The sequence below is a fragment of the Kumtagia sp. genome (genome assembly GCF_059502445.1).
The window spans coordinates 1-23665 of the sequence record NZ_JCACER010000082.1; the positions used below are offsets into that span (position 1 = coordinate 1).

A 23665-nucleotide genomic window follows, 5' to 3' on the forward strand; every position below is an offset into this window, starting at 1 on the left:
TTCCGGGTTCCGCTGCGCGGCCCCGGAATGACGACGCAGAGCTGTCTGCCGCTCCGATACAACTCACATGCGATAGCGCTGCCCTTACGTATAGCCCTGCCCTTACGTGAAGTGAGTCGCTTGTTGCCGGCGGGCTTTGCGCTCACCATCTTCCGCGGCATGTCGGTGCGCATGCCGGCCGACAGCGGAGGCAACCATTAGCGATGCGTTCACCATGTCGGTTGCCGCTTTCTTATCCAAAGATGCCGACAATTCGAGACAGCCGGGACTGCCTGCGACGATCGTCATCTTTCCGGCAGGATTGTCTTGCCCAATGAGGGCGGGTAGTTTCGGCCGCTTCGGCAGTCGCCGAGAGACCCCGCCGACAAGGATCGCGCCGCGTAGATGAAAGTCGTTGAACGCTACATCCTGGGGCGGACGGTGGAGGTTTTCGCCGCGGCCCTGTTCTGGACGCTGGCGATCGTGTGGACGACGCAGGTGCTGACCCGCATCGACCTCGTCACCGACAACGGCCAGTCGGCGCTGACCTTCTTCGAGATCGCGACGCTGATCCTGCCCTCGATCATCACCATCGTCGTGCCCTTCGCCCTGGTGATCGCGGTGGCGCAGACGCTGAGCGTCATGAACACCGATTCGGAACTGGTGGTGATCAACGCGGCCGGCGCCTCGCGCGGCACGGTGATGAAGCCGATCCTGCTGCTCGCCGCCGCCGCCAGCGTCCTGTCCTTCACAATAGACAATTCCGTCGATCCTTATGCGCGCGAGCGCGGACGCCATCTTGTCGCGGCGGCGCGCGCCGACCTTCTGTCGCTGGTCATCCAGGAAGGCACCTTCCGCAGGGTCGACGACGGGCTGTTCGTGCAGGTCGGCGAGCGGCTTCCGGACGGGCGGCTCGGCGGCATCTTCGTCGCCGATTCGCGCGAGGAGGGCATCGACCTCGTCTATTATGCCAAGACCGGGGCGGTGGTGGATGACGACCAGGGCAAGCAGCTGCTGGTGATGAGCGACGGCGTCGTGCACCGCAAGCGGCCGTCGGGCGACGTGTCGATCGTGCGCTTCAGCTCTTATGCCTTCGACCTCTCGGCCTTCTCCAAGGCGTCCGAGTCGATCACCATGTATCCGAAGGACCGGACCATCGCCTATCTGCTCGACCCGGATCCGAACGACCGCGTGTTCCAGGAGAACCCGCGCTCCTTCCGGGTGGAATTGCACCGCCGCCTCAGCGAATGGCTCTATTCGATCGTCTTCGCCTGCATCGCGCTGGCGGTGGCGGGCGATGCACGCTCGCACCGGGAGAACCGGATCAATCCGCTGATCACGGCGATCACCATCTGCCTGTTCGTGCGCTGGCTGGGCTTCTTCGTCACCAACCAGGCGCAGACGGCGGCGTGGCTGACGCCGGCCATCTATCTCGTGCCGTTCGGAGCGGTCGCGGTCGCCGGCTGGTTCATCCACGCCAACCGCACGATGGAACTGCCCGTCTCCTGGACCGACCGCCTGGTCGACAGCGGCGGTCTGGGAGAGCGCCTGTCGAGCTTCTGGAACCGGCTGAGAAACGGCGGCGCCGCGCGGAGGCGGGCATGATCGGCATCACGCTCGGGCGCTATTTCTTCCGCCGCTACGCCGTCATCACCTTCTGGATCTTCCTGGGCATGTTCGCCCTGGTCTTCCTGATCGACTTCACCGAGCTGTCGAGCCGGACGTCGGGACTGCCGGGCTTCACCTTCCTGTCGGCGCTGGGCGTGTCGCTGTTCCGGGTGCCGATGATCCTGCTGCAGGCCGTGCCCTTCATCGCGCTGTTCTCGGCGATGGCGACGCTGATCTCGCTCAACCGCACCTACGAGCTGGTGATCGCCCGTTCCGCCGGCGTCTCGGCCTGGCAGTTCCTGCTGCCGCCCTGCCTGGGCGCGTTCGCCTTCGGCGTGATCATCGTGCTCCTGCTCAACCCGCTCGCCGCCCGCGGGTTCTCGCAGTCCGAGTTGCTGGAGACGCAGATCCGCTCCGGCTCGTCCAACAAGGTCTCGGCCTTCTCCGCCCCATGGATCCGGCAGAAGACGGAGGACAGCGACACCATCATCGGCGCGCGCGCCGTGCTCAACCAGGGTGTCGAGCTGGCCGACGCGGTGTTCTTCTCGATCGACGCCAACGGCGACATCGTCGAGCGCCGCGACGCGCGCCACGCCTATCTGCGCGACGGCTACTGGGAGCTGGATGGGGTGCGGCGCATGCGCGACGGCGCCAAGGTGGAGACGCTGGCCGAGGACCGGGTGCCCACCAATCTCAAGCCGGAATTCGTGCAGGAGCGGCTGGCGCGGCCGGAGACGATTCCGTTCTTCGACCTGCCCTCCAAGATCGAGGTCGCCCGCTCGTTCGGGTTGCGGGCCAACGCCTTCGCCATGCAGTTCCACTCGCTGCTGGCGCTGCCGATGCTGCTGGTCGCCATGACGCTTATCGCGGCGACGGTGTCGATGCGCTTCGCCCGCCTGGGGCAATCGGCGACGATGATTCTGGGTGGCGTGATGGCGGGCTTTCTGCTTTATGTTGTCTCCGTTCTTGTGAGGGCATTTGGCAACGCCGGATTCGTGCCGCCCTATGTCGCTGCATGGTTGCCGGTGGTGGTTGCGTTGTTTTTCGGGGTTACATTCCTGCTTTACAAGGAAGACGGCTAGTGGCGTCCGGAGTTGCACATAGCCGCGGGCGGGCGCGAATCGCGGGCCTCTACGGCTCGACCGCGCTGGCGCTGGCGCTTCTGCTCGGCACCGCCGCCGAAGGCGTGCGCGCGCAGGAAATCGGAGACCTGGCCGAACGCATGGGCGGCGAGGTTCCCAGCGATTCGCAGATGCTGATGGAGGCCGACACGCTGGTCTATGACATCGACGCCGACATGGTGACGGCGGTCGGCGGCGTGCGAATCGACTATGGCGGCAACAAGCTGGTGGCGCAGCGCGTCAGCTACAACCGCAAGACGTCGCGCCTGGTGGCGAGCGGCGGCGTGCAGATCATCGACAGCACCGGTACCAAGGTCTTTTCCGACGAGATCGACATCACCGACGATTTCGCCGACGGCTTCGTCAATGCGCTGCGCGTCGAGACCATCGACAAGACCTATTTCGCGGCCGAGAGCGCCGAGCGCAAGGGCGGGCTGCTGACCACCTTCAACAACGGCGTCTACACCGCCTGCGCGCCCTGCGAGGAGCAGCCCGACCGCGCCCCGATCTGGCGCATCAAGGCCAAGAAGATCATCTGGAACGGCAAGGCCAAGACCGTGCGCTTCGAGCAGTCGCGCTTCGAGTTCTTCGGCTTCCCGATCGCCAGCCTGCCGGCCTTCGAGATCGCCGACCCGACGGTGAAGCGCAAGAGCGGCTTCCTGATGCCGTCGGTGCGGATCGATTCGGACCTCGGCGTCGGGGTTACCGTCCCCTACTACTTCGCCCTGTCGCCGACCTACGACCTGACGGTTTCCGGCACCGGCTACACCAAGCAGGGTTTTCTCGGCGAGGCGGAGTGGCGGCAGCGCTTCGACAATGGCCAGTACAGCCTGAAGATCGCCGGCATCCACCAGGCCAATCCCGACGAGTTCGACGCCGACACGGTCGATTCGGGTCCCGACGGCAACCCGAACCGCTTCCGCGGCATGGTCGGCAGCAAGGGCCAGTTCGACCTCAATCCGCGCTGGCAGCTCGGATGGGACATCATGCTGCAGAGCGACAAGAACTTCTCGCGCACCTATGGCATCGAGGGCTTCAGCCAATATACCCACCGCTCCGAAATCTACCTGACCGGACTGCACGACCGGAACTATTTCGACCTGCGCGGCATGAAGTTCGACGTCCAGGAGGACAACCTCAACGGCGATCCGCTGTCGGTCGACCAGTACCAGCCGTGGGTGCTGCCGAGCTTCGACTATGCCTACATCCCCGACGAGCCGGTCATGGGCGGCGAGCTGCAGATCGACCTCAACGCGCGTTCCATCTATCGCGAGGAGCTCGACGACGACACGTTCGACAACCTCTATGACGGGCAGCAGCGCGGCGACGTCATCCCCGGCATCGAGGGCACTTCGACGCGGGTGACCGCCGAGGCCGAGTGGAAGCGCTCGATCATCACCGACGGCGGGCTGGTGGTCACGCCGCTGCTCGGCTTCCAGGCCGACAGCACCTATGTCGATCAGTCGGACGCGTCGGTCGCGGCGATCAACGCGCTCGCCAACACGCCGGCGACCGGCATCGGCACCGACATCCAGTCCGCCTATTACCGGCTGATGGCGACGGCGGGCATGGAGCTGCGCTGGCCGGTGCTGTTCTCGAGCGTCAGCGCCTCGCATGTGCTCGAGCCGATGGCGCAGGTCTTCGCCCGTCCGGACGAGGACTACGCCCGCAGCTTCGGCATCCCCAACGAGGACGCGCAGAGCTTCGTGTTCGACGCGGCCACGCTGTTCGAGCGCGACAAGTTCTCCGGCTACGACCGCATCGAGGGCGGCTCGCGCGCCAATATCGGCCTGCGCTACAGCGGCAGCTACGACAATGGCTGGTCGACCAACGCGCTGTTCGGCCAGTCCTACCACCTCGGCGGCGACAATTCCTTCGCCTCGCCGGACCTCGTCCATGCCGGCGCCTATTCGGGCCTCGAGACCGACCGGTCGGATTTCGTCGGCCTGGTCGGCTTCGCCACTCCGTTCGGCGCCTCGGCGTCGCTGAGCGGACGCTTCGACGAACAGACCTTCGAGGTGCGGCGGGTGGAAGCCAAGGCCGGCTACTCGAACGGCACGGTGTCGGTCACCAGCAACTACACCTTCATCCAGGCGCAGCCGCTCTACGGCTTCAGCGAGGACCGGCATGAGGTCTCGGCCGGCGCTTCGCTGCGCTTCCGCGAGAACTGGCGGGTGTTCGGCTCCGGCACCTACGACTTCCAGTCGAGCGTGCTCGTCTCCGATTCGCTCGGCTTCGCCTATGACGACGAGTGCTTCTCCTATACGCTGACGATGTCGACCACGCGCGATGCCGACGGCGAGGACGACGACGAGCGGACCTTCGGGTTCAACATCTCGCTGAGGACGCTGGGCGATATCGGCAACAGCGGCGCCAGCAGCGCCAGCAATGCCGCCTTCGTGCAGTAAATCGTCGCCGGCGCCATCGTTTCGCCCCAGAATTCGGCCAACGACCGGATTAGATCAACGGCAAGAATGGGAACCAGATCCGCAGGGATGGCCTCCGTGAGAAAAACGCTTCTGTCGCTCAACATCGCGATCCTTGCCTCGGTCGCGGCGCTGTCCGTCTCCCTCTCGGGAACGCCGGCGACGGCGAGCGAGATCAAATACGTCGTCAACAACACCGCCGTCACCAGCTATGACGTGCAGCGGCGCGTGGCCTTCCTGAAACTGCAGCGCAAGAAGGGCGACCTGGCCAAGATGGCCGGCGACGAGATGGTCGACCAGACACTGCGCCAGGCCGAGATCCGCCGCCTCGGCATCCGTGTGTCGGACGCCAACGTCCAGACGGCCTATGAGCGTTTCGCCAAAGGCAACAAGATGACGGCCAAGCAGTTGGACGGCGTCTTCAACCAGGCCGGCGTCACGCCCGAGCATTTCAAGGACTTCATCCGCACCCAGCTCGGCTGGAACCAGGCGCTGTCGTCGCGCTTCCGCTCGCAGGGCGGAACGATGAGCGAGCAGGACGCGGTGCGCCGCATGCTGCAGCAGGGCGGCAGCAAGCCGTCGGCGACCGAATACACGCTGCAGCGGGTGATCTTCGTGGTGCCGGCCGGCGAGAAGGGCAATGTGGCCAAGCGCAAGCGCGAGGCCGAGGCGATGCGGGCCCGTTTCACCGGCTGCAACACCACCCGCGAATTCGCCAAGGGGCTGGTCGACGTGACCGTGCTCGACGTCGGCCGGGTGCTCGCGCCGGAGCTGCCGAAGGACTGGGCCGAGCAGATCAAGGCCACCCGCACCGGCGGCGCCACGCAGGTGCGCGAGACCGACCGCGGCGTCGAGTTCATCGGCATCTGCAACGCCCGCGAGGTCTCCGACGACCGGGTGGCCAAGTCGGTGTTCCAGGCCGAAGGTACGGAAGACCAGCAGGCGGAAGAGCTCGACAAGAAATACATCGCCGAGCTCAGGGGACGCGCCAAGATCGTCGAGCGGTAAGGCGCGCGGGCGAATCTCGGTTTCGCGTTGAATCGCGACCGCCTTGCGCGCGATGGTATGGCGCCAGCCCACGGATTGTGATTTCTGCATCGCTGGAGCATGTCGTTGTCGGTACGGCATGGATCCCAGGGTCTTCGCGACGGCCTTCGGCCTGCTCCGCCCTAGGATGACGAAGTGAAATGCGTTCTCCGCCAATCTCCAACGTTGGTGATTGGCGTTGGCCCCAATCGCCTTCGTCATCCCAGGGCGAAGCCGGAGCGCAGCGAAGGCGCAGACCCTAGAATCGATGCCGTACCGGCAACGAGATGCTCCAGCGGTGCAGAGCAAGGCCGTCCAGCATGACCCATCCTCCCCTCCCCCTGGCCCTCACCGTCGGCGACCCGGCGGGAATTGGCCCGGAGATCGCGCTCGCCGCCTGGAAGGGACGCAGGCAGCACGCACTGCCGCCGTTCTATCTGCTCGGTGACGCCGCGTTGATGGCGGCGCGGGCGAAGCGGCTCGGCATGGAGGTTCCCCTGGCGGAGGTGGAGCCTGGAGAAGCCGCGCCGCGCTTTGCCGAAACCCTGCCCATCGTGCCGCTCGCGGCAAAATTTCACGACGATCCGGGCAGGCCGGACGTGGCGAACGTGCCGGGCATCCTCGAATCGATAGACCGCGCCGTCGCCGACACCTTTGCGGGCGACGCCGCCGCCGTGGTCACCTGCCCGATCGCCAAGAAGGTGCTTTACGACGGCGGCTTCCGCTTCCCCGGCCACACCGAATATCTGGCGGAGCTGGCGAAGGCGCGCACCGGCGTCGAGGCACGGCCGGTGATGATGCTGGCCGGGCCAAAGCTGCGCGCCGTGCCGGTCACCATCCACATCCCGCTCGCCGCCGTACCCAGGGCGCTGACGACCGGGGACATCGTCGAGACATGCGAGATCGTCGCCGCCGAGCTGGCGCGCCGCTTCGGCATCGCAGGACCGCGGCTGGCCGTCGCCGGGCTCAACCCGCATGCCGGCGAGGACGGCTCGATCGGCCGCGAGGACGAGGAGGTCGTGCGCCCGGCCGTCGCGGCGCTGCGGGCCGCCGGCATAGACGCGCGCGGGCCGCTGCCGGCGGACACGCTGTTCCACGGCCGCGCCCGAGAAACCTACGACGCGGCGATCTGCATGTATCACGACCAGGCGCTGATCCCGGCCAAGACGCTGGGCTTCGACGACGCCGTCAACGTCACGCTCGGCCTGCCCTTCATCCGCACCTCGCCCGACCACGGCACCGCCTTCGACATCGCCGGCAAGGGCGTGGCCAAGCCGGAGAGCCTTGTGGCGGCGCTAAAACTCGCCGGCGACATGGCCACGCGGAGCGCCGCATGAGCCTCGCCGCCGACGGCCTGCCGCCGCTGCGCGACGTGATCGAGCGGCACGGACTGCACGCCAAAAAGGCGCTCGGCCAGAATTTCCTGCTCGACCTCAACCTGACCGGCAAGGTCGCACGGACGGCCGGCGACCTCGCCGACACGACGGTGATCGAGGTCGGTCCCGGCCCCGGCGGACTGACGCGGGCACTGCTGATGCACGGCGCGAAACGGGTGGTCGCGATCGAGCGCGACGAGCGCTGCCTCGCCGCGCTGGCCGAAATCTCCGCGCACTATCCCGGCCGGCTGGCGGTCGTGGCGGCCGACGCGCTGAAGGTCGACATGGCCGCGCTGGCGCCGGGCAAGACGATAAAAGTCGTCGCCAACCTGCCCTACAACATCGGCACCGAGCTTCTGGTCCGCTGGCTTACGGTGGCCGAATGGCCGCCCTTCTGGCGCTCGCTGACGCTTATGTTCCAGAAGGAGGTGGCGCAGCGCATCGTCGCCCAACCGGGCGCCGACGCCTACGGCCGGCTCGGCGTGCTCGCCGGCTGGCGCAGCCGCGCCGACATCGCCTTCGACATCCCGGCGCGCGCCTTCACGCCGCCGCCCAAGGTGACCTCGGCCGTCGTTCACATTTTGCCGCGCGAAAACCCGCTGGCGGCGGATCTGCGCAGACTGGAGCGCGTCACCGAGGCCGCCTTCGGGCAGCGGAGAAAAATGCTGCGGCAGAGTTTGAAGAGTCTGGGCGGGGAGAGGCTGCTGGACGCCGCCGGCATAGACGGCACGCGGCGGGCCGAGACGCTGAGCGTGGAGGAGTTTGTCAGGCTGGCGAATCTGGTGTGAGAGGGCCGAATTTTTGTTGCGCGCCCAAAATTGGGCATGGTCTCCGATGTACTACAAGCATTGTCGCACGAGGGTTGGCGCTTGAGAGAGAGCGACGCCATGAAGATTTGCGGAACTCTCATCTTCTTCGCTCTGCTGATCTCAACAGCCGCTTCTGCGGCAGAAAAAATCAAAGCAAAGCCGACGTTGGTCGAATTGATCAATCAGGGCTACGTGCCGATGGCGTCCGGGGAGATCGTCCTGAGGCGCACGTTTATACCCTTGCTCGACATTGGCATCCTCATTCACCCCTATCATCATCGATCTTGCATCGGCGGCCCGGTGGCGACCATTGACCGCGCGGCGGACAGTTGCGCGGTTCGGGATGTCCTCGTGCGGAAGGCGCGATTCTTCCGGATGGTCAAGGACAGCGCCCAATTCGTTTGTATTCTTTATAGCTCTGACGAGTGTCACCGCGCTTATTGAAGGACCGAGGAGCGGCGGACGACAGGCGCTCACAGGAACCGATCGCAGCACGAGTTGAAATTCCCAGCAGGCAGGCTAGCTGGCTGGAATGCCATTCGCAGGGCTACTCGGTGAGCGTCTTGCGCAGTTCACCAGGAGGGATCTCGGCCTTCGAGGCCATCGTCATTGGCGACCTGCGGTCGGCGCCGGTGACTGGCGTAGGGGTCCACGTAGGCCATGCTGAATGCATCGCCGAGCAAAGCGGACATGGCGGCAAGCGATGCTCCGATTCCTAGCATGGGTATGCTTGGTCGCTGCAAGTTAGGGCGGCGGCCAGCAGCTGGAGCGATAGGAGAGATGTCGGTCATGGTGCCCTCCTGTTACGGCGAGGATGACACCGCGTCCCACTCAGGTCCTTGGTCCGGACCTGAAGAGTCCTGAACAGCGCTGAAGTTCGCCTTGCGAGCCGACTTGAGCTATCCTGCCCGCAAGGGATGGGTTCTCGGCCAATGGACTTGGAGTTTGGGAACTATCGTTTGAAACGAGCCGAACGGCTGCTGCTGGGGCCGAAAGGCCCGGTGGAGCTTTCGGCCCGGTCCTTCGACATCCTCGCCATGTTGCTCGACAGGCCGGACGACGTGGTCGGCAAGGCCGAGCTTTTCGACGCGGCCTGGCCGGGCCTGGTGGTGGAGGAGAACACGCTGCAGGTCCACATTTCGGCGCTGCGAAAGCTGCTGCCCGCCGAGATGATCGCAACCGTGCATGGCCGTGGCTATAAATATGCCGGCCCCAAACCCTTGGTGGCCGCGGCGGAGGCTCCGGCCAGACCGTCCATCGCCATACTTCCCTTCGACAATATGAGCGGCGACCAGGAGCAGGACTATTTCAGCGACGGGATCACCGAGGACATCATCGCCGAGCTCGGCAAGTTCAGGGAGTTCCTGGTCATTGCGCGGAACTCCTCCTTCCAGTTCCGCGGCAAGGCGAACGACCCGGCCAGCGTGGCGAAGAAGCTTGGCGTCCAGTACGTCGTCGAAGGCAGCGTGCGCAAGATCGGCAACCGGGTTCGGGTCACCGTCCAGCTGATCGACGCGTCCTCGGCGGCGCATATCTGGGGCGAGCGCTACGACCGGGACCTTGACGACATTTTCGCCATCCAGGACGAAATCACCCAGATGATCGCCGCCCGCCTGGCCCGGCAGGCCAGAACCGCGATCGCGTCGCGGGCCAGGGCCCGGCCGACCGACAACATGTCGGCCTATGAATTCTATCTGCGGGCGCTGCCGCTGGCAGCCGTCTATGACACGGCGCATGAGGCGGAGCACTTTCTGCGCCGGGCGGTCAAGCTCGATCCACGGTTTGCAGCCGCCCACGCCATGCTCGGTTTCGTCGAATCCATGAAATTCTACTGGGTCTATGATGATCCGCGTCATCTGCATTCGGGCCTGGAGATGGCAAAAACCGCGTTGCAGCTTGACCCCGACGAGGCGTACGGACATCTCGCCACCGGATTTGCCCTCCTGTATCTGCGTGAGTTCAGGCAGGCCGAAATCAGCCTTGACCGTGCGATCGCGCTCAACCCGAACGACCCGTTCATTCTCAGCATCCATGCGCTCCTGCTCAGCTACACCAGCAGGCCGGACGAGGCGCTTGGCGGGATCAATGAAGCCCAGCGCCGCGACCCGTTCGCGGTGGGATGGTACGAGGACTTTCGCGGCATCATACTGTCGACGGCCGGGCGATATCGCGAGGCGATCGCCTGCTACGCGAAAATGCCAAACATTCCATCGTGGTCGCTGGCTCGCTTGGTCATCTGCCATTCCGAGTTGGGCGAAACCAGACAGGCACAAGACACGCTGGCAAAGCTCAAGGCCAACTGGCCGGGGCTGGACATCGACGCGATCGCCGATTGGGAGCTGGACTTCTTCGAGGATCCCGCCGTGTTCAGCCGCTATCGCGCCATCCTGCGGCGCGTCGATCAGGACATGAGCTTCGCCTCAGCTGCGGCCCGCGATGACCCGTAGCGCCCAGGAGGCCTCGACGGCGAGAAGTCCAGGCATGCAGTAGCGTCCGCGTCTGGCGGTCGTGGGCGGCTGCCGAACGTCGCTTTCGGCCCCCGCCCCTTCACACCTTCTCGTCGAGCAGCCCCGAGACGAAGTCGAACAGGCCCGGGCGGCGGTCGCGGCGGAGGCGCTCGGCGGCGACGACGGCGCGCACCTGGGCGAAGGCGCGGTCGAGATCGCGGTTGATCACGACGTAGTCGTAATCGCGCCAGTGCTCGATCTCGAGGCGGGCGTTCTGCAGCCGGCGCTCGATCGTCTCCTCCGAATCCTCGGCGCGGCGCTTCAGCCGGCTCTTCAATTCGGCCATGGAGGGCGGCAGGATGAAGATGGAGACGATGTCGGCGCGCATCTTGTCCTTCAGCTGCAGCGCGCCCTGCCAGTCGATGTCGAACAGCATGTCGCGGCCTTCCGCCATCGCCGCCTCGACCGGCTCGCGCGGCGTGGCGTAGCAGTTGCCGTGCACCTCGGCCCATTCCAGCAGCGCGTCGGAATCGCGCAGCCGGTCGAACTCGCGTTGGGTGACGAAGTGGTAGTGCACCCCGTCGATCTCGCTGCCGCGGCGCGGCCGCGTGGTCACGCTGACCGACAGGCTGAGCTCATGGTCGCTTTCGAGAAGGTTGCGCGCGATCGTCGATTTTCCCGCGCCCGAAGGCGAGGACAGCACCAGCATCAGCCCGCGGCGGCGAATGCCTGCAGGAACGTCGCCCATCGGTCACTCCAGATTCTGTAGCTGCTCGCGGAACTGGTCCACCACCGCCTTGAGCTCGAGGCCGATGGCGGTGATCGTTCCGGCGTTCGATTTCGAGCACAATGTATTCGATTCGCGGTTGAATTCCTGCGCCAGGAAGTCGAGCTTGCGGCCGACCGGACCGCCTGCGGCCAGCAGCGCGCGGCCGGAGGCCACATGCGTCTTCAGCCGGTCGATCTCCTCGCGGATGTCGGCCTTGGTCGCCAGGAAGGCCGCCTCCATGTGCAGCCGGCTTTCGTCGAGGCCGGCCGCCGCGTCCATCAGCAGCGCCACCTGCTCGGCGATGCGGGCGCGAATCACGGCGGGCTCGCGCGACGGATCGGCCTCGGCGCGTTCCGTCAACGCCTCGATCGCGGCGATGTGGCCGGCGAGCACCTCGCCGATCGCCTTGCCCTCGGCCTTGCGTGCCTCGGCGAGATCGTCCAGGGCGCGATCGAGCACGGCGAGCGTCGCCGCATCGAGGGCGGCGCGGCTCTCCTCGGTCTCCGCCGCCTCGGGAAGCTCGAGCACGCCGCGCAGCGCCAGCAGGCCGTCGGCGCTGGCCGGAGCGACGCCGAACTGCTCGGTCAGCCGCACGGCGAGCCCGGCGAGATCCCTCAAAAAGGCTTCGTTGACGACCGGCACGGCCGCAGCCGTGCCGCTCGCGCCGATGGTCAGGGTCGCCTGGAAATTGCCGCGGGCGAAGCGCCGCTGGACCGCCTGGCGCACGGCCGGCTCCAGCCGGTCGCTGCCCGACGGCAGGCGCAGCCTGATCTCGACGGCCTTGCCGTTGACCGACTTCAGCTCCCAGGCGATCAACGTTCCGTCCAAGTCGCCGGTCGCGCGCGCGAAGCCGGTCATGCTCTGTAGGTTCATGGCGCCGGTTACCTCCAGCAAAAAGCCAAGGCGTCATTCCCCGGGCGCCGGCGGGCTCGGGAGGACCATTCCATGCGGTAAAGCGTCCGCGCCGTCCCGTCCAGTGGGCGCGCTACCTATTGGGCGGGCTGCGCTTCCTGCCCCGCCCCGTCCTGAGCGCCGGCCTTGGCCGCCTCGGCCTGCTGCTTCTGGAAAGCGCGCCAGCGCGCGACGTTGCGGTTGTGCTCCTGCAACGTCCTGGCGAAGACATGGCCGCCGGTGCCGTCGGCGACGAAATAGAGGTCTTCGGTGTCGGCCGGATTGGCCACCGCCTCGAGCGCGGCGCGGCCCGGATTGGCGATCGGCCCCGGCGGCAGGCCGTTGATCACATAGGTGTTGTAGGGCGTCGGCTTCTCGATGTCGGACTGGTAGATCGGCCGGTCGGCCGGCTTTCCGGCGCCGCCGAACAGGCCGTAGATGATGGTCGGGTCGGACTGCAGCCGCATCTTCTTGCGCAGGCGATTGACGAAGACCGCAGCGACCTGCGGGCGCTCGGCATCGATGCCGGTCTCCTTCTCGACGATGGAGGCGAGCGTCACGAACTCGTTGACGTCGGCGACCGGCAGGTCCGGCTGGCGCTTGGCCCAGACCTCGTCGATCAGCGCCTTCTGCTGCGCCAGCATCTTGTCGATGATCACCTTGCGCTCGGCGCCGCGGGTGAAGCGCTGCGTGTCGGCGGCGAGGCTGCCTTCCGGCGGGATCTCGGTCGGCATGTCGCCGGCGAGCGCCTCGGCCTCGGCGATGCGGCGGAACGCCTGGGCGACGGTCAGGCCCTCGGGAATGGTGAGCGAATACATGATGGAGCGGCCGCTCTGCAGCAGCTTCATGATGTCGTGCATCGAGGCGCCGGCCTGGACCTCGTATTCGCCGGCCTTCATCGTCGCCTCGCCGCCATAGCTGCGCACGCCCAAGCGGAACACCGTCGCGTCGCTGATCAGACCGTTCTGCTCGAGTTGCGTGGCGATCTGGCCGACGCCGCTGTTCGGCCTGACCAGGAAGGTCCTGGCCTCGGTGGTCGGGCCGGGCGCCTCGAAGGCGCGCTTGCCGAAAACGACCGCCGCGCCGGCCGCCACGATCGCCAGCATCACCAGCGAGATCAGGAAATTCATGAAGACGACGATCTGGTTGCGCGAGGCGCGCGACCGGCGCGGCGCGGCGGGCTGCGCAGCCGGCTGCGGGCGCAGCGCCTCGCTCGCGGCCTTGGGCTTCGCCGCTTCTTCTTCCGGCTTGGGCGGCTCGGGCCGCCGTCCGAACTCGGCAGGAGGTGTCTGTGTGTCGCTCATCGCCTCGAAAAACCTGATCGCGCCGAGAGACTAGGCGCGAATATGGCAAAATTCCCGGCGGGCCGCAGCCAGCCGGCGCTCAGCCGTCGAAGCGCTGGAACACCAGCGACGCGTTCGTCCCCCCGAAGCCGAAGGAGTTCGACAGCGCCACGTCGATCGGCCGGGAGCGCGCCTTGTGCGGCACCAGATCGATCGCGGTTTCACGCTCCGGATTGTCGAGGTTGATCGTCGGCGGCGCGATGTTGTCGCGAATCGCCAGGATCGAGAAGATCGCCTCCGCCGCGCCGGCGGCACCGAGCAGGTGGCCGACCGCCGACTTGGTCGACGACATCGATATCTTCGACGCCGCGTTGCCGACCAGCCGCTCGACCGCGCCAAGCTCGATGGTATCCGCCATGGTCGAGGTGCCGTGCGCGTTGACGTAGTCGAGATCGGCCGGCTGCAGCCCGGCACGCTTCACCGCGGCGGCCATGCAGCGGAAGGCGCCGTCGCCGTCCTCCGCCGGGGCGGTGATGTGATAGGCGTCGCCGGTCAGGCCGTAGCCGACGATCTCGGCATAGATTTTCGCGCCGCGCGCCTTGGCGTGCTCCAGTTCCTCGAGGACCAGGACACCCGCGCCCTCGCCCATGACAAAACCGTCGCGGTCGCGGTCGAACGGACGCGACGCCGTCTCGGGCGCGTCGTTGCGGTCGGTGGAGAGCGCCCGGCAGGCGGCGAAGCCGGCCAGCGACAGCCGCGTCACCGGCGCTTCCGCGCCGCCGGCCAGCATCACGTCGGCATCGCCGAACATGATCAGCCGCGCCGCGTCGCCGATGGCGTGCGCGCCGGTCGAGCAGGCGGTGACGACCGCATGGTTCGGCCCCTTGAGGCCGTGGCGGATCGACACCTGGCCGGAGACGAGATTGATGATGTTGCCGGGAATGAAGAACGGGCTGATGCGGCGCGGGCCGCGCTCCTTGAGCAGGATGGCGTTGTCGGCGATGCCGTCGATACCGCCGATGCCCGAACCGATCATCACGCCGGTGGCGTTGCGGTCCTCGGCCGACTTCGGCTCCCAGCCGGCATCCTTCAGCGCCTCGTCGGCCGCCGCGATCCCGTACAGGATGAAATCGCCGATCTTGCGCAGCTCCTTCGGCTCCAGATAGGCTTCCGGATCGAAGGCATGCTCGTTGCCGGGGCCGCGCGGGATCACATGCGCGATCTTGCAGGGAAGATCCTCGACGTCGAAACTGTCGACCCGCCGGCAGGCACTCCTGCCGGCAAGGATCTGGCTCCAGCTATGGTCGACACCGACGCCGAACGGCGACAGCAGACCAAGACCCGTGACCACGACACGCCTCATCGCAGTTTCCCGATGCGTTGACGGCATGTCCGGGAAATCAGGCCGAGGCCTTGTCGATGTACTTCACCGCGTCGCCGACGGTGAGGATGGTCTCGGCCGCGTCGTCCGGAATTTCCACGCCGAATTCTTCCTCGAAAGCCATGACGAGTTCGACCGTGTCCAAGCTGTCGGCGCCCAGATCATCGATGAAGCTCGCGGCTTCCGTCACCTTCTCGGCGTCGACGCCGAGATGCTCGACCACGATCTTCTTGACGCGCTCTGCGGTGTCACTCATGTTGGCTTCCTTCGTCTCAGGTTAGTGGCCTTCGTTAGCGGGCGGAGTGCCGCTAATCAAGCTGAAAGATGGCGTTTGCCACGGCGCGGCCGTTGCTGTCGGGGATTGTCTTCCTCGTCCCTTGTCTCGCGCATTACACGAAAATACTGGGCCGTCCAAGGCGAAAACGCGGCAGGCCGTGCCGCGAACGAGGCGCGGCGCGGCAGCGCCCGCGGCGCTCAGATCATCGCCATGCCGCCGTTGACGTGGATGGTCTGGCCGGTGACATAGGCCGCCTCGTCGGAAGCGAGGAAGGCGACAGCGGCGGCGACTTCGACGCCGGTGCCCATGCGCTTGGCCGGGATGGCGGCCATGATCGCCTCCTTCTGCTTGTCGTTCAGCTTGCCGGTCATGGCCGATTCGATGAAGCCGGGCGCGACGCAATTGACGGTCACGTTGCGGGTCGCGATCTCCTGCGCCAGCGACTTGGTGAAGCCGATCATGCCGGCCTTGGAGGCGCAATAATTGGCCTGGCCGGGATTGCCGGTGACGCCGACCACGGAGGTGATGTTGACGATGCGGCCCTTGCGGCGGCGCATCATCGGATGCGTCAGCTCGCGGGTGAGGCGGAAAACCGCAGTCAGGTTGACCTCCAGCACCGCATCCCAGTCGGCGTCCGACATGCGCACGAACAGCCCGTCCCTGGTGATGCCGGCATTGTTGACCAGGATGTCGACACCTTCGAGATCGGCCTCCGCCTTCTGGCCGAGCGCCTTGACCTCGTCGCGATTGGTGAGGTCGGCCGGGAACAGTTTTGTCCGCTCGCCGAGTTCGCCGGCCAACGCCTCGAGCTTTTCGACGCGCGTGCCGTGCAGGCCGACGATGGCGCCCCGGGCGTGCAGGGTGCGGGCGATTGCCTCGCCTATGCCGCCGGTGGCGCCGGTGACGAGGGCTTTCTTGCCGGTCAGATCGAACATTCCGTGCCTTTTCACTTTTCCTCGCCGGTCCCTTGAAGACCGGTCATTGGTAGACATCCCGGCGATGCCCAATGGTGATCACGAGAATGACCAGCCGGTCGCCTTGAATATCACAGATGATCCGGTAGTCCCCTACGCTGAACCGCCAGGAGGCTGCCCAAGGACCTTTGAGCGGCTTGCCGGCCTTTCGAGGATCTTCCATCGTCGCGATGCGGTTGCGCAGGTAATCGCGGATGCGCTCGCGTGTCTGCGGATCCAGTCGCTCAACGGATTTCGTCGCGGATCGGAGGTACTCAAGCCTCCACGCCACGCCAGAATTCCTCGTGACTCAGGATTTCATCCTCCCCGCGCCGGAGGCGCTCCATGGCTTCCACCGCCAGGTAATAGTCCTCGATATCCTCCAACCCCTGTTCGATAAGCTCGCGCAGGTAGAACGCCTTGCTACGCCCCGTCTTTGCCGCCAGGACGCTCAGGCGCTGCTCGGTCTCGGGCGAAAGGCGGATTGAAGTCGGCACGATTTCACCACAGTGGTTGAATACATGTATTCACAATAGTGCCACGCCCCTACAATTTCAAGGTTTGCCTTCAACCCAACGCCGCCAGCGCCGCCTCGACATCGGCCGGGGTGCCGATCGCCGCTGTGGCGATCTCCTTGTCGATACGCCGCGCCAGTCCGGACAGCACTTTTCCGGCGCCCACTTCATAAAGCGTGGTCACGCCGTTGGCGCCGAACCATTCGACCGTCTCGCGCCAGCGCACCTGGCCGGTCACCTGCTCGACCAGGCACCGGGCGATCTCGTCGGGGTCGGTGAGCGGCCGCACCACGACGTTCGCCACCACCGGCACGACCGGCCGCGACTTTGCCACAGCCGCCAGCGCCTCGCGCATGGCCTCCGCCGCCGGCGCCATCAGGGCCGAATGGAAAGGAGCGGAGACCGGCAGCATGATGGCGCGCTTGGCGCCTTTCTCCGTGCACAGCGCCGCGGCCTTCTCCACCGCCGCCTTGGCGCCGGAGATGACCAGCTGGCCGCCGCCATTGTCGTTGGCGATCTGCACGCCCGGCCCGGCCTCGGCGCAGGCAGCTTCCACGTCATCCTGCGCGAGCCCGAGGATCGCCGCCATGGCGCCCTCGCCCACCGGCACGGCCTTCTGCATGGCGTTGCCGCGGATACGCAGCAGCCGGGCGGTGTCGGCGATCGAGAACGTGCCGGCGGCGGCGAGCGCCGAATATTCGCCGAGCGAATGGCCGGCGACATAGGTCACCTTGTCCTTCAAGGAGAAGCCGCGCGCCTCCAGAGCGCGCACCGCGGCCAGCGACACCGCCATCAGCGCCGGCTGCGCGTTGGCGGTCAGCGTCAGCGTCTCCTCGGGGCCCTCCCGCATGATCGTGGAAAGCTTCTCGCCGAGCGCCTCGTCGACCTCGTCGAACACCGCCCTGGCTTCGGGGAAAGCCGCCGCCAGATCCTTGCCCATGCCCACGGCCTGGCTGCCCTGCCCGGGAAAGGTGAACGCTATCGCCATGATCGTCTCCTGCCTTTGCGGCCTGCCTGTCGCGCGAGGCCGCCGCGAAAGTCAAGGGCAGGCCTGGCGATTCGGCGGCCGAGCTGTTGCCGAAATCCTTCGCCGGCGCGCAAACCGTACCGCAATTTGGCCAAAGCTCTGGATTTTTGTGAAAACTGGATGACATTACCATGACGGATGAGCGACAGGCGTCGCGACGTCGATTGAGGAAGCGTGCCTTGAGTTCTGGCCAGTCGAACATCGAGCCGGCGAAGCCGTCCGCATCGGGCGTCCGTCCGGCCGTCCGGCGCGGCCCGATGCGGCTGTGCGGATCGGTCGCCGCCCTGCTGCTGATCGCGGCGCTGCTGGTGTTCGCCGTCGAGCTGACCGCCCGCGGCTCGCTCGAGCAGACGCTGCTGTTCTTCCAGCAGCCGTTCCGGCCAGGCTGGACGACGATCGTGCTGTTCGCGCTGCTGATCGTGTTCCTCGACGCCCTGCTCGGGCGCCCGTATCACGCGCTGTTCCTGCTCGCGCCGGTGGCGCTCGGCCTCGCCTTCGTCGGCCAGCAGAAGGCCTTCTATCTCGGCGACCCGCTCTATCCGACCGACTTCCTCTATGCCCGGCAGATCGTCGAGCTGCTGCCGCTGCTGGTGCGCCAGCGCCCCGGCACGGCCGTGGCGTTCGCGGCAGCCGCCGTGCTGGCGATCGTGCTGCTGGTCGTGGCCTGGCGGTTCTGGCGGCGGCGGGCGCCGCGGCTGACTTTCCGGGCGCGCCTGTCCAGGCTGGCGGTGGCGCTGCCGGCGCTGGTGTTCTTCGGCTCGCTGATGGACTACGCCACCTTCTCCTGGGCCCGCGACCGTCTGCAGATCTCGCCGGTGATGTGGGACCAGAAGGAGAACTACAACAGCAACGGCTTCGCCATCGCCTTCGCGCTCAACGTGCCGATGGCCAAGGTGGCGGCGCCGAAGGGCTATTCGGAAGAGGCGATCAAGGCCATCGCCGGCGCCGCGCCCGCGCCGCTCGCCGCGCCGGCCGAGAAGCCGGACATCATCGTGGTGATGAGCGAATCCTTCTGGGATCCGACCCGCCTGCCCGCCACCACTGTGACGCCCGACCCGATGCCGACCGTGCGCGCGCTCGGCTCCGGCCATGTGCTGTCGCCGGAATTCGGCGGCATGACCGCCAATGTCGAGTTCGAGGCGCTTACCGGCTTCTCCAACGCCTTCCTGCCCTATGGCAGCATACCCTACCAGCAATATGTGCGCGCGCCGATGCCGTCGCTGGCGACCTTCCTGAAGAGCGAGGGCTATTCCACGCGCGCCTTCCATCCGTTCGCCGGATGGTTCTGGAACCGCTCCAGCGTCTACCACGCCTTCGGCTTCGATCGCTTCCTGTCGGAGGAATCGCTGCCGCCGCTGGAAAAGCGCGGACCGCTCGCCGCCGACACCGCCTTCGTCGACGCCATCATCCGCGAGGCGGAATGGACGGTGCGGCCGTTCTTCTATTTCGCCGTCACGCTGCAAGGCCACGGGCCCTACGAGCCGAACCGCTATCCCGATTCCAGGATCGCGGTCGACGGGCCGATGAGCGAGGCGGCACGCGGCGCGCTGCGCACCTTTGCCACCGGCATCGCGGACGCCGACGAGAGCCTGGCACGGCTGATCGACTGGGCGAGCAAGCGCCAACGGCCGACGATCATCGCCTTCTTCGGCGACCACCTGCCGCCTCTCGGCCAGGTCTTCGTCGAGACCGGCTTCATGAAGGGCTACGTGGCGGACCGCAACGCGCCGCTGGAGACGCTGGCGCTGGAGCACGAGACGCCGCTGGTGCTGTGGTCGAACCGCACCGGCGCGATCAAGGACCTCGGCTCGATCAGCCCGGCCTTCCTGCCGCTGCACCTGATGCGGACGGCCGGCTTCAGCCATCCCTACTACACCGGCTTCCTCGGCGCCGTGCACGACCGCTTCCTCGCCGTCGACCGCAACATGCTGGTGGCGCGGGCCGGCACCGAGACGCCGAACTGGGCGCGCAGCGAGCAGCTCGACCCGCTCATCCGCGACTACCGCTACCTGCAGTACGACCTCATCTTCGGAAAACGTTTCGGCGACGCCGCCTTCTTCCCCAAGCCGCCGGAGAGCGGAGGACCGCGGCCTGTGGGCTGGTGAGGCGGGACCATCCAGGCGATCGCCGTTGTTTTCCGCCACCGCCTTGCGTTCCGGCCAAAACCCTGTATAGAGCGCGCTTCTGCCGGTCCCGGCTGGGGGCTGAACGGAGGGCCGGAGGTTTTTCAAAAAAACTTCCGCTTGAAGCCGGATGTGCTTCGGTCTCCCGTGTCTCCGCTCTCGACCGTCCATGCTCCTTTCTTCCTCGCCGCTTCGGTCGGGTCAGACAGGTTGCAGAGGCTTAGCCGCCGGTGCCGGGCAGAATGTTGAAGAAAGGCAAAGACATCATGGCTCTCTACGAACATGTGTTTCTTGCCCGCCAGGACCTCTCGCAGCAGCAGGTCGACGCGCTTGTGGAGCACTACAAGGGCGTCATCTCTGCCAACGGAGGCACCGTCGGCCGGGTCGAGAACTGGGGACTGAAGTCCCTCACCTACCGGATCAAGAAGAACCGGAAGGCCTACTACACGCTGATGGACCTGAACTGCCCGCCGGCCGCGCTCAACGAGCTCGAGCGCCAGCAGGGCCTGTCCGAGGACATCCTGCGCTTCCTGACCATCAAGGTCGAGGCGCATGAGGAAGGCGTGTCGGCGATGCTGCAGAAGCGCGAAGAGCGCAGCGAGCGCGGCTTCGGCGATCGCGACCGCGGCCCGCGCAGCTTCGGCGACCGCGGCCCGCGCAGCTTCGGCGACCGCGAGGACCGTCCCCGCCGCCCGCGCGAACAGGCTGAAGGAGCCGCCGAATAATGGTCGACATCAACCAGATCCCGACGCGGCGTCCGTTCCACCGCCGCCGCAAGACCTGCCCCTTCTCCGGCGCCAACGCCCCGAAGATCGACTACAAGGACGTGCGCCTCTTGCAGCGCTACATCTCCGAGCGCGGCAAGATCGTGCCGAGCCGCATCACCGCGGTCAGCCAGAAGAAGCAGCGCGAGCTCGCCAGGGCGATCAAGCGCGCCCGCTTCCTCGGCCTGCTGCCTTACCTGGTACGCTAAGTTAGGCGCTGGGGACAGTTTACTTTTTCCGCAGAAAAGCAGGGGCAGTCGAGACCTCGGCGCCATCGGAAAGAAAGTAAACTGTCCCCGGCACTTCCTCCCCCCGCGACGGGCGCGGCGGGTCGAAACACAAATCCCGAGTTGGGGCATTTTTTTCGCCCCTAACTGCCGCAACGGGCAGGACAGCGACCCCGGCACGACCAGTTGCCCCCGCTTCCCCGTCCGTTTCCGAAATTGCCGCTCCGGCGGCACGCTGAAAGGAACAGAGACATGGAAGTCATCCTTCTCGAACGCATTTCCCGCCTCGGCCAGATGGGCGACACCGTCAAGGTCAAGGACGGCTTTGCCCGCAACTTCCTGCTGCCCAAGGGCAAGGCGCTGCGCGCCAACGAGGCCAACAAGAAGAAGTTCGAAGGCCAGCGCTCGCAGCTCGAGGCGCGCAACCTCGAGCGCAAGTCGGAAGCCCAGCAGATCGCCGACAAGCTCGACGGCAAGAGCTTCATCATCGTGCGCTCGGCCGGCGAGACCGGCCAGCTCTACGGCTCGGTGTCGACCCGCGACATCGCCGACCTGCTCACTGCCGAGGGTTTCTCCGTCAACCGCAACCAGGTCGAGCTCAACCAGCCGATCAAGACCATCGGCCTGACCAATGTGGCGATCGCGCTGCATCCGGAAGTGGAGTCCACCGTCACCCTCAACATCGCCCGCTCGACCGAAGAGGCGGAGCGCCAGTCGCGCGGCGAGACGCTGACCACCGCCGAGGCGATCTACGGCGAGGACATCAACGAGAACGCCCGGCCGGACAATTTCTTCGATCCGGCCACCGAGGAAGAAGTCGAAGGCTGACCGCCCGACTCGCTTGCGAACGCAGAAAGGCCCGGGCCGACCGCCCGGGCCTTTTTTCATGCGCGGGCTTCCGCCGTTTCTGCTTTGTTCACATGCGCGCCGCAACCCGCTAAGCTTGGCCGTGATTCGCGAAAAACGCCTGGCTTCCGGTCAAGGGCAAATCTTTCCACCGGGACCCGCGATCTGTGAATCCAGTGTACCGAGACGGATAGTTTCCCACTCGTGCCGCGGCTTCTGGTAACCCGGACCGGCAGGGGTTCTTGAGGGCAGCATGGCAGAGGCAGCGCGAAAACTCAGCGTGGCGGAGACACCGCTCTATCGCGAGGCGCCGAACAACATCGAGGCCGAGCAGGCGCTGCTCGGCGCCATCCTCGTCAACAACGACGCCTTCTACCGCGTCTCCGATTTCCTCAAGGCCTCGCATTTCTACGAGCCGCTGCACCGAAAAATATTCGACGTCGCCGGCGACATGATCCGCATGGGCAAGGCGGTGACGCCGGTCACGCTGAAGACCTTCCTGCCGGCCGAGGAGAAGGTCGGCGACATGACGGTCGCGCAATATGTCATACGGCTGGCCGCCGAGGCGGTCACCGTCATCAACGCCTCCGACTACGGCCGCGCCATCTACGATCTCGCCACCCGCCGGGCACTGATCACGGTGGGCGAGGACATGGTCAACATCGCCTATGACGCGCCGGTCGACATGTCGCCGCAGGCGCAGATCGAGGACGCCGAACGGCGGCTGTTCGAGCTCGCCGAGACAGGCCGCTACGACGGCGGCTTCGAGAGTTTTTCCGACGCCATCAAGACGGCGATCGACATGGCGAGCGCGGCCTATATGCGCGACGGGCATCTGTCCGGCATCGCCACCGGCCTGCGCGACCTCGACAACCGCATGGGCGGCCTGCAACCCTCGGACCTGATCGTGCTGGCCGGACGGCCAGGCATGGGCAAGACCTCGCTGGTCACCAACATCGCCTTCAACGTAGCGCACGCCTACGAGCCGGCGCAGCAGGCCGACGGCTCGTTCAAGGCGGCCAATGGCGGCGTGGTCGGCTTCTTCTCGCTGGAAATGTCGTCGGAGCAGCTCGCCACCCGCATCATCTCCGAGCAGGCGGAGGTCCCCTCCTCCAAGATCAGGCGCGGCGACCTGACCGAGGCGGATTTCGAAAAACTGGTCGGCTGCACGCAGATGCTGCAGAAGATCCCGCTGTTCATCGATTCGACCGGCGGCATCTCGATCGCCCAGCTGGCCGCCCGCGCCCGCCGGCTGAAACGCCAGCGCGGCCTCGACGTCATCGTCATCGACTACATCCAGCTGATGACCGGCTCGTCGAAGCGCGCGAACGAGAACCGCGTGCAGGAGATCACCGAGATCACCACCGGGCTGAAGGCGCTGGCCAAGGAACTGGCCGTGCCGATCATCGCGCTGTCGCAGCTGTCGCGCCAGGTGGAAAGCCGCGAGGACAAGCGGCCGCAGCTCTCGGACCTGCGCGAATCAGGCTCGATCGAGCAGGACGCCGACGTTGTGATCTTCGTCTACCGCGAGGAGTATTATCTCAAGAACAAGGAGCCGAAGCCCGGCACCGACGAATATCTGAAATGGGAAGGCGAGATGAACGAGGCGCGCGGCAAGGCGGAAGTGATCGTTGCAAAACAGCGCCACGGCCCGACGGGAATGGTGTCGCTGGCCTTCCAGGGCGAATTCACCCGTTTCTCCGATCTTGCCGAGGAGCATCATTTGCCGGATCGGTTCGAATGAGTGGCGTCCAGCATGGCTAGGCTGGCGGGACAGCACCCCCCTCTGTCCTGCCGGACATCTCCCCCGCAAGGGG

General features: G+C 66.3%; 23 protein-coding genes. 14 read left to right on the forward strand and 9 right to left on the reverse strand.

Annotated elements, in window-relative coordinates; all coding sequences use genetic code 11:
• The 9 genes from AC5JDC_RS21790 to AC5JDC_RS21830 form a co-directional block, all read left to right on the forward strand.
• On the forward strand, positions 1-201 hold a 201-nt coding region (locus AC5JDC_RS21790; protein ID WP_495844530.1), incomplete at its 5' end, for a hypothetical protein.
• Positions 202-384: 183 nt separating this feature from the next.
• Positions 385-1584, forward strand: a complete 1200-nt coding sequence (lptF, locus tag AC5JDC_RS21795; RefSeq protein ID WP_106772037.1) for an LPS export ABC transporter permease LptF — start codon at positions 385-387, stop codon at positions 1582-1584.
• A complete protein-coding gene (gene lptG / locus AC5JDC_RS21800; protein ID WP_106772036.1) occupies positions 1581-2669 on the forward strand; it encodes an LPS export ABC transporter permease LptG in 1089 nt (362 codons plus the stop codon). Before lptF ends, lptG begins: the two co-directional genes overlap by 4 nt.
• Positions 2669-5116, forward strand: a complete 2448-nt coding sequence (locus AC5JDC_RS21805) for an LPS-assembly protein LptD (RefSeq protein ID WP_425351319.1) — start codon at positions 2669-2671, stop codon at positions 5114-5116. The genes lptG and AC5JDC_RS21805 overlap by 1 nt, the downstream gene beginning before the upstream one ends.
• Before the next feature lie 87 nt (positions 5117-5203).
• Entirely contained in the window at positions 5204-6142 is a 939-nt protein-coding gene (locus tag AC5JDC_RS21810; protein ID WP_495844532.1) for a SurA N-terminal domain-containing protein, read from the forward strand.
• 338 nt (positions 6143-6480) lie between these two features.
• Entirely contained in the window at positions 6481-7497 is a 1017-nt protein-coding gene (gene pdxA / locus AC5JDC_RS21815; protein ID WP_495844534.1) for a 4-hydroxythreonine-4-phosphate dehydrogenase PdxA, read from the forward strand.
• The gene (gene rsmA, locus AC5JDC_RS21820) at positions 7494-8324 is read left to right on the forward strand and encodes a 16S rRNA (adenine(1518)-N(6)/adenine(1519)-N(6))-dimethyltransferase RsmA (protein ID WP_495844536.1); all 831 of its coding nucleotides are present in this window, start codon (positions 7494-7496) and stop codon (positions 8322-8324) included. The genes pdxA and rsmA overlap by 4 nt, the downstream gene beginning before the upstream one ends.
• Before the next feature lie 81 nt (positions 8325-8405).
• Positions 8406-8789, forward strand: a complete 384-nt coding sequence (locus AC5JDC_RS21825; RefSeq protein ID WP_495844537.1) for a hypothetical protein — start codon at positions 8406-8408, stop codon at positions 8787-8789.
• Positions 8790-9277: 488 nt separating this feature from the next.
• On the forward strand, positions 9278-10792 hold the full coding sequence (locus AC5JDC_RS21830) for a winged helix-turn-helix domain-containing tetratricopeptide repeat protein (protein WP_495844539.1): 1515 nt from the start codon (positions 9278-9280) through the stop codon (positions 10790-10792).
• 100 nt (positions 10793-10892) lie between these two features.
• Here AC5JDC_RS21830 and gmk read toward each other — a convergent pair whose 3' ends face one another.
• The 9 genes from gmk to fabD all read right to left on the reverse strand — a co-directional run bounded on the left by gmk (position 10893) and on the right by fabD (position 17849).
• Positions 10893-11540, reverse strand: a complete 648-nt coding sequence (gmk, locus tag AC5JDC_RS21835) for a guanylate kinase (protein ID WP_106772029.1) — start codon at positions 11538-11540, stop codon at positions 10893-10895.
• Positions 11541-11543: 3 nt separating this feature from the next.
• Complete coding sequence (locus tag AC5JDC_RS21840) at positions 11544-12434, reverse strand: YicC/YloC family endoribonuclease (protein WP_495844542.1); 891 nt, start codon at positions 12432-12434, stop codon at positions 11544-11546.
• 116 nt (positions 12435-12550) lie between these two features.
• Positions 12551-13756: an endolytic transglycosylase MltG gene (mltG, locus tag AC5JDC_RS21845; protein WP_495844543.1), complete on the reverse strand. Its 1206-nt coding sequence runs from the start codon at positions 13754-13756 to the stop codon at positions 12551-12553.
• A gap of 79 nt (positions 13757-13835) precedes the next feature.
• Positions 13836-15098, reverse strand: coding sequence for a beta-ketoacyl-ACP synthase II (gene fabF / locus AC5JDC_RS21850; protein WP_106772026.1), 1263 nt, complete (start codon positions 15096-15098; stop codon positions 13836-13838).
• 37 nt (positions 15099-15135) lie between these two features.
• Positions 15136-15372, reverse strand: a complete 237-nt coding sequence (locus AC5JDC_RS21855) for an acyl carrier protein (RefSeq protein ID WP_106772025.1) — start codon at positions 15370-15372, stop codon at positions 15136-15138.
• A 218-nt stretch (positions 15373-15590) separates the two neighbouring features.
• Positions 15591-16328 (reverse strand): 3-oxoacyl-[acyl-carrier-protein] reductase, encoded by a 738-nt coding sequence (gene fabG / locus AC5JDC_RS21860; protein WP_495844546.1) that lies wholly within the window; start codon positions 16326-16328, stop codon positions 15591-15593.
• 43 nt (positions 16329-16371) lie between these two features.
• Positions 16372-16638 carry a type II toxin-antitoxin system RelE family toxin gene (locus AC5JDC_RS21865; protein ID WP_495844548.1) on the reverse strand — a complete coding sequence of 89 codons (267 nt, stop codon included), beginning with the start codon at positions 16636-16638 and terminating at the stop codon, positions 16372-16374.
• Entirely contained in the window at positions 16622-16843 is a 222-nt protein-coding gene (gene relB / locus AC5JDC_RS21870; protein WP_495844550.1) for a type II toxin-antitoxin system RelB family antitoxin, read from the reverse strand. Before relB ends, AC5JDC_RS21865 begins: the two co-directional genes overlap by 17 nt.
• Positions 16844-16913: 70 nt before the next feature.
• Complete coding sequence (gene fabD / locus AC5JDC_RS21875) at positions 16914-17849, reverse strand: ACP S-malonyltransferase (protein WP_495844552.1); 936 nt, start codon at positions 17847-17849, stop codon at positions 16914-16916.
• Positions 17850-18145: 296 nt separating this feature from the next.
• Between fabD and AC5JDC_RS21880 the strand changes: the two genes are divergently transcribed.
• The 5 genes from AC5JDC_RS21880 to AC5JDC_RS21900 all read left to right on the forward strand — a co-directional run bounded on the left by AC5JDC_RS21880 (position 18146) and on the right by AC5JDC_RS21900 (position 23592).
• Positions 18146-19993: an LTA synthase family protein gene (locus AC5JDC_RS21880; RefSeq protein WP_495844556.1), complete on the forward strand. Its 1848-nt coding sequence runs from the start codon at positions 18146-18148 to the stop codon at positions 19991-19993.
• Positions 19994-20277: 284 nt separating this feature from the next.
• Complete coding sequence (gene rpsF, locus AC5JDC_RS21885) at positions 20278-20736, forward strand: 30S ribosomal protein S6 (protein WP_106775722.1); 459 nt, start codon at positions 20278-20280, stop codon at positions 20734-20736.
• Positions 20736-20984 carry a 30S ribosomal protein S18 gene (gene rpsR, locus AC5JDC_RS21890; protein WP_106775719.1) on the forward strand — a complete coding sequence of 83 codons (249 nt, stop codon included), beginning with the start codon at positions 20736-20738 and terminating at the stop codon, positions 20982-20984. The genes rpsF and rpsR overlap by 1 nt, the downstream gene beginning before the upstream one ends.
• Positions 20985-21254: 270 nt before the next feature.
• Positions 21255-21830, forward strand: a complete 576-nt coding sequence (rplI, locus tag AC5JDC_RS21895) for a 50S ribosomal protein L9 (protein ID WP_106775720.1) — start codon at positions 21255-21257, stop codon at positions 21828-21830.
• A gap of 271 nt (positions 21831-22101) precedes the next feature.
• Positions 22102-23592: a replicative DNA helicase gene (locus AC5JDC_RS21900; protein WP_106775721.1), complete on the forward strand. Its 1491-nt coding sequence runs from the start codon at positions 22102-22104 to the stop codon at positions 23590-23592.
• The last annotated feature ends 73 nt before the right edge of the window (positions 23593-23665 follow it).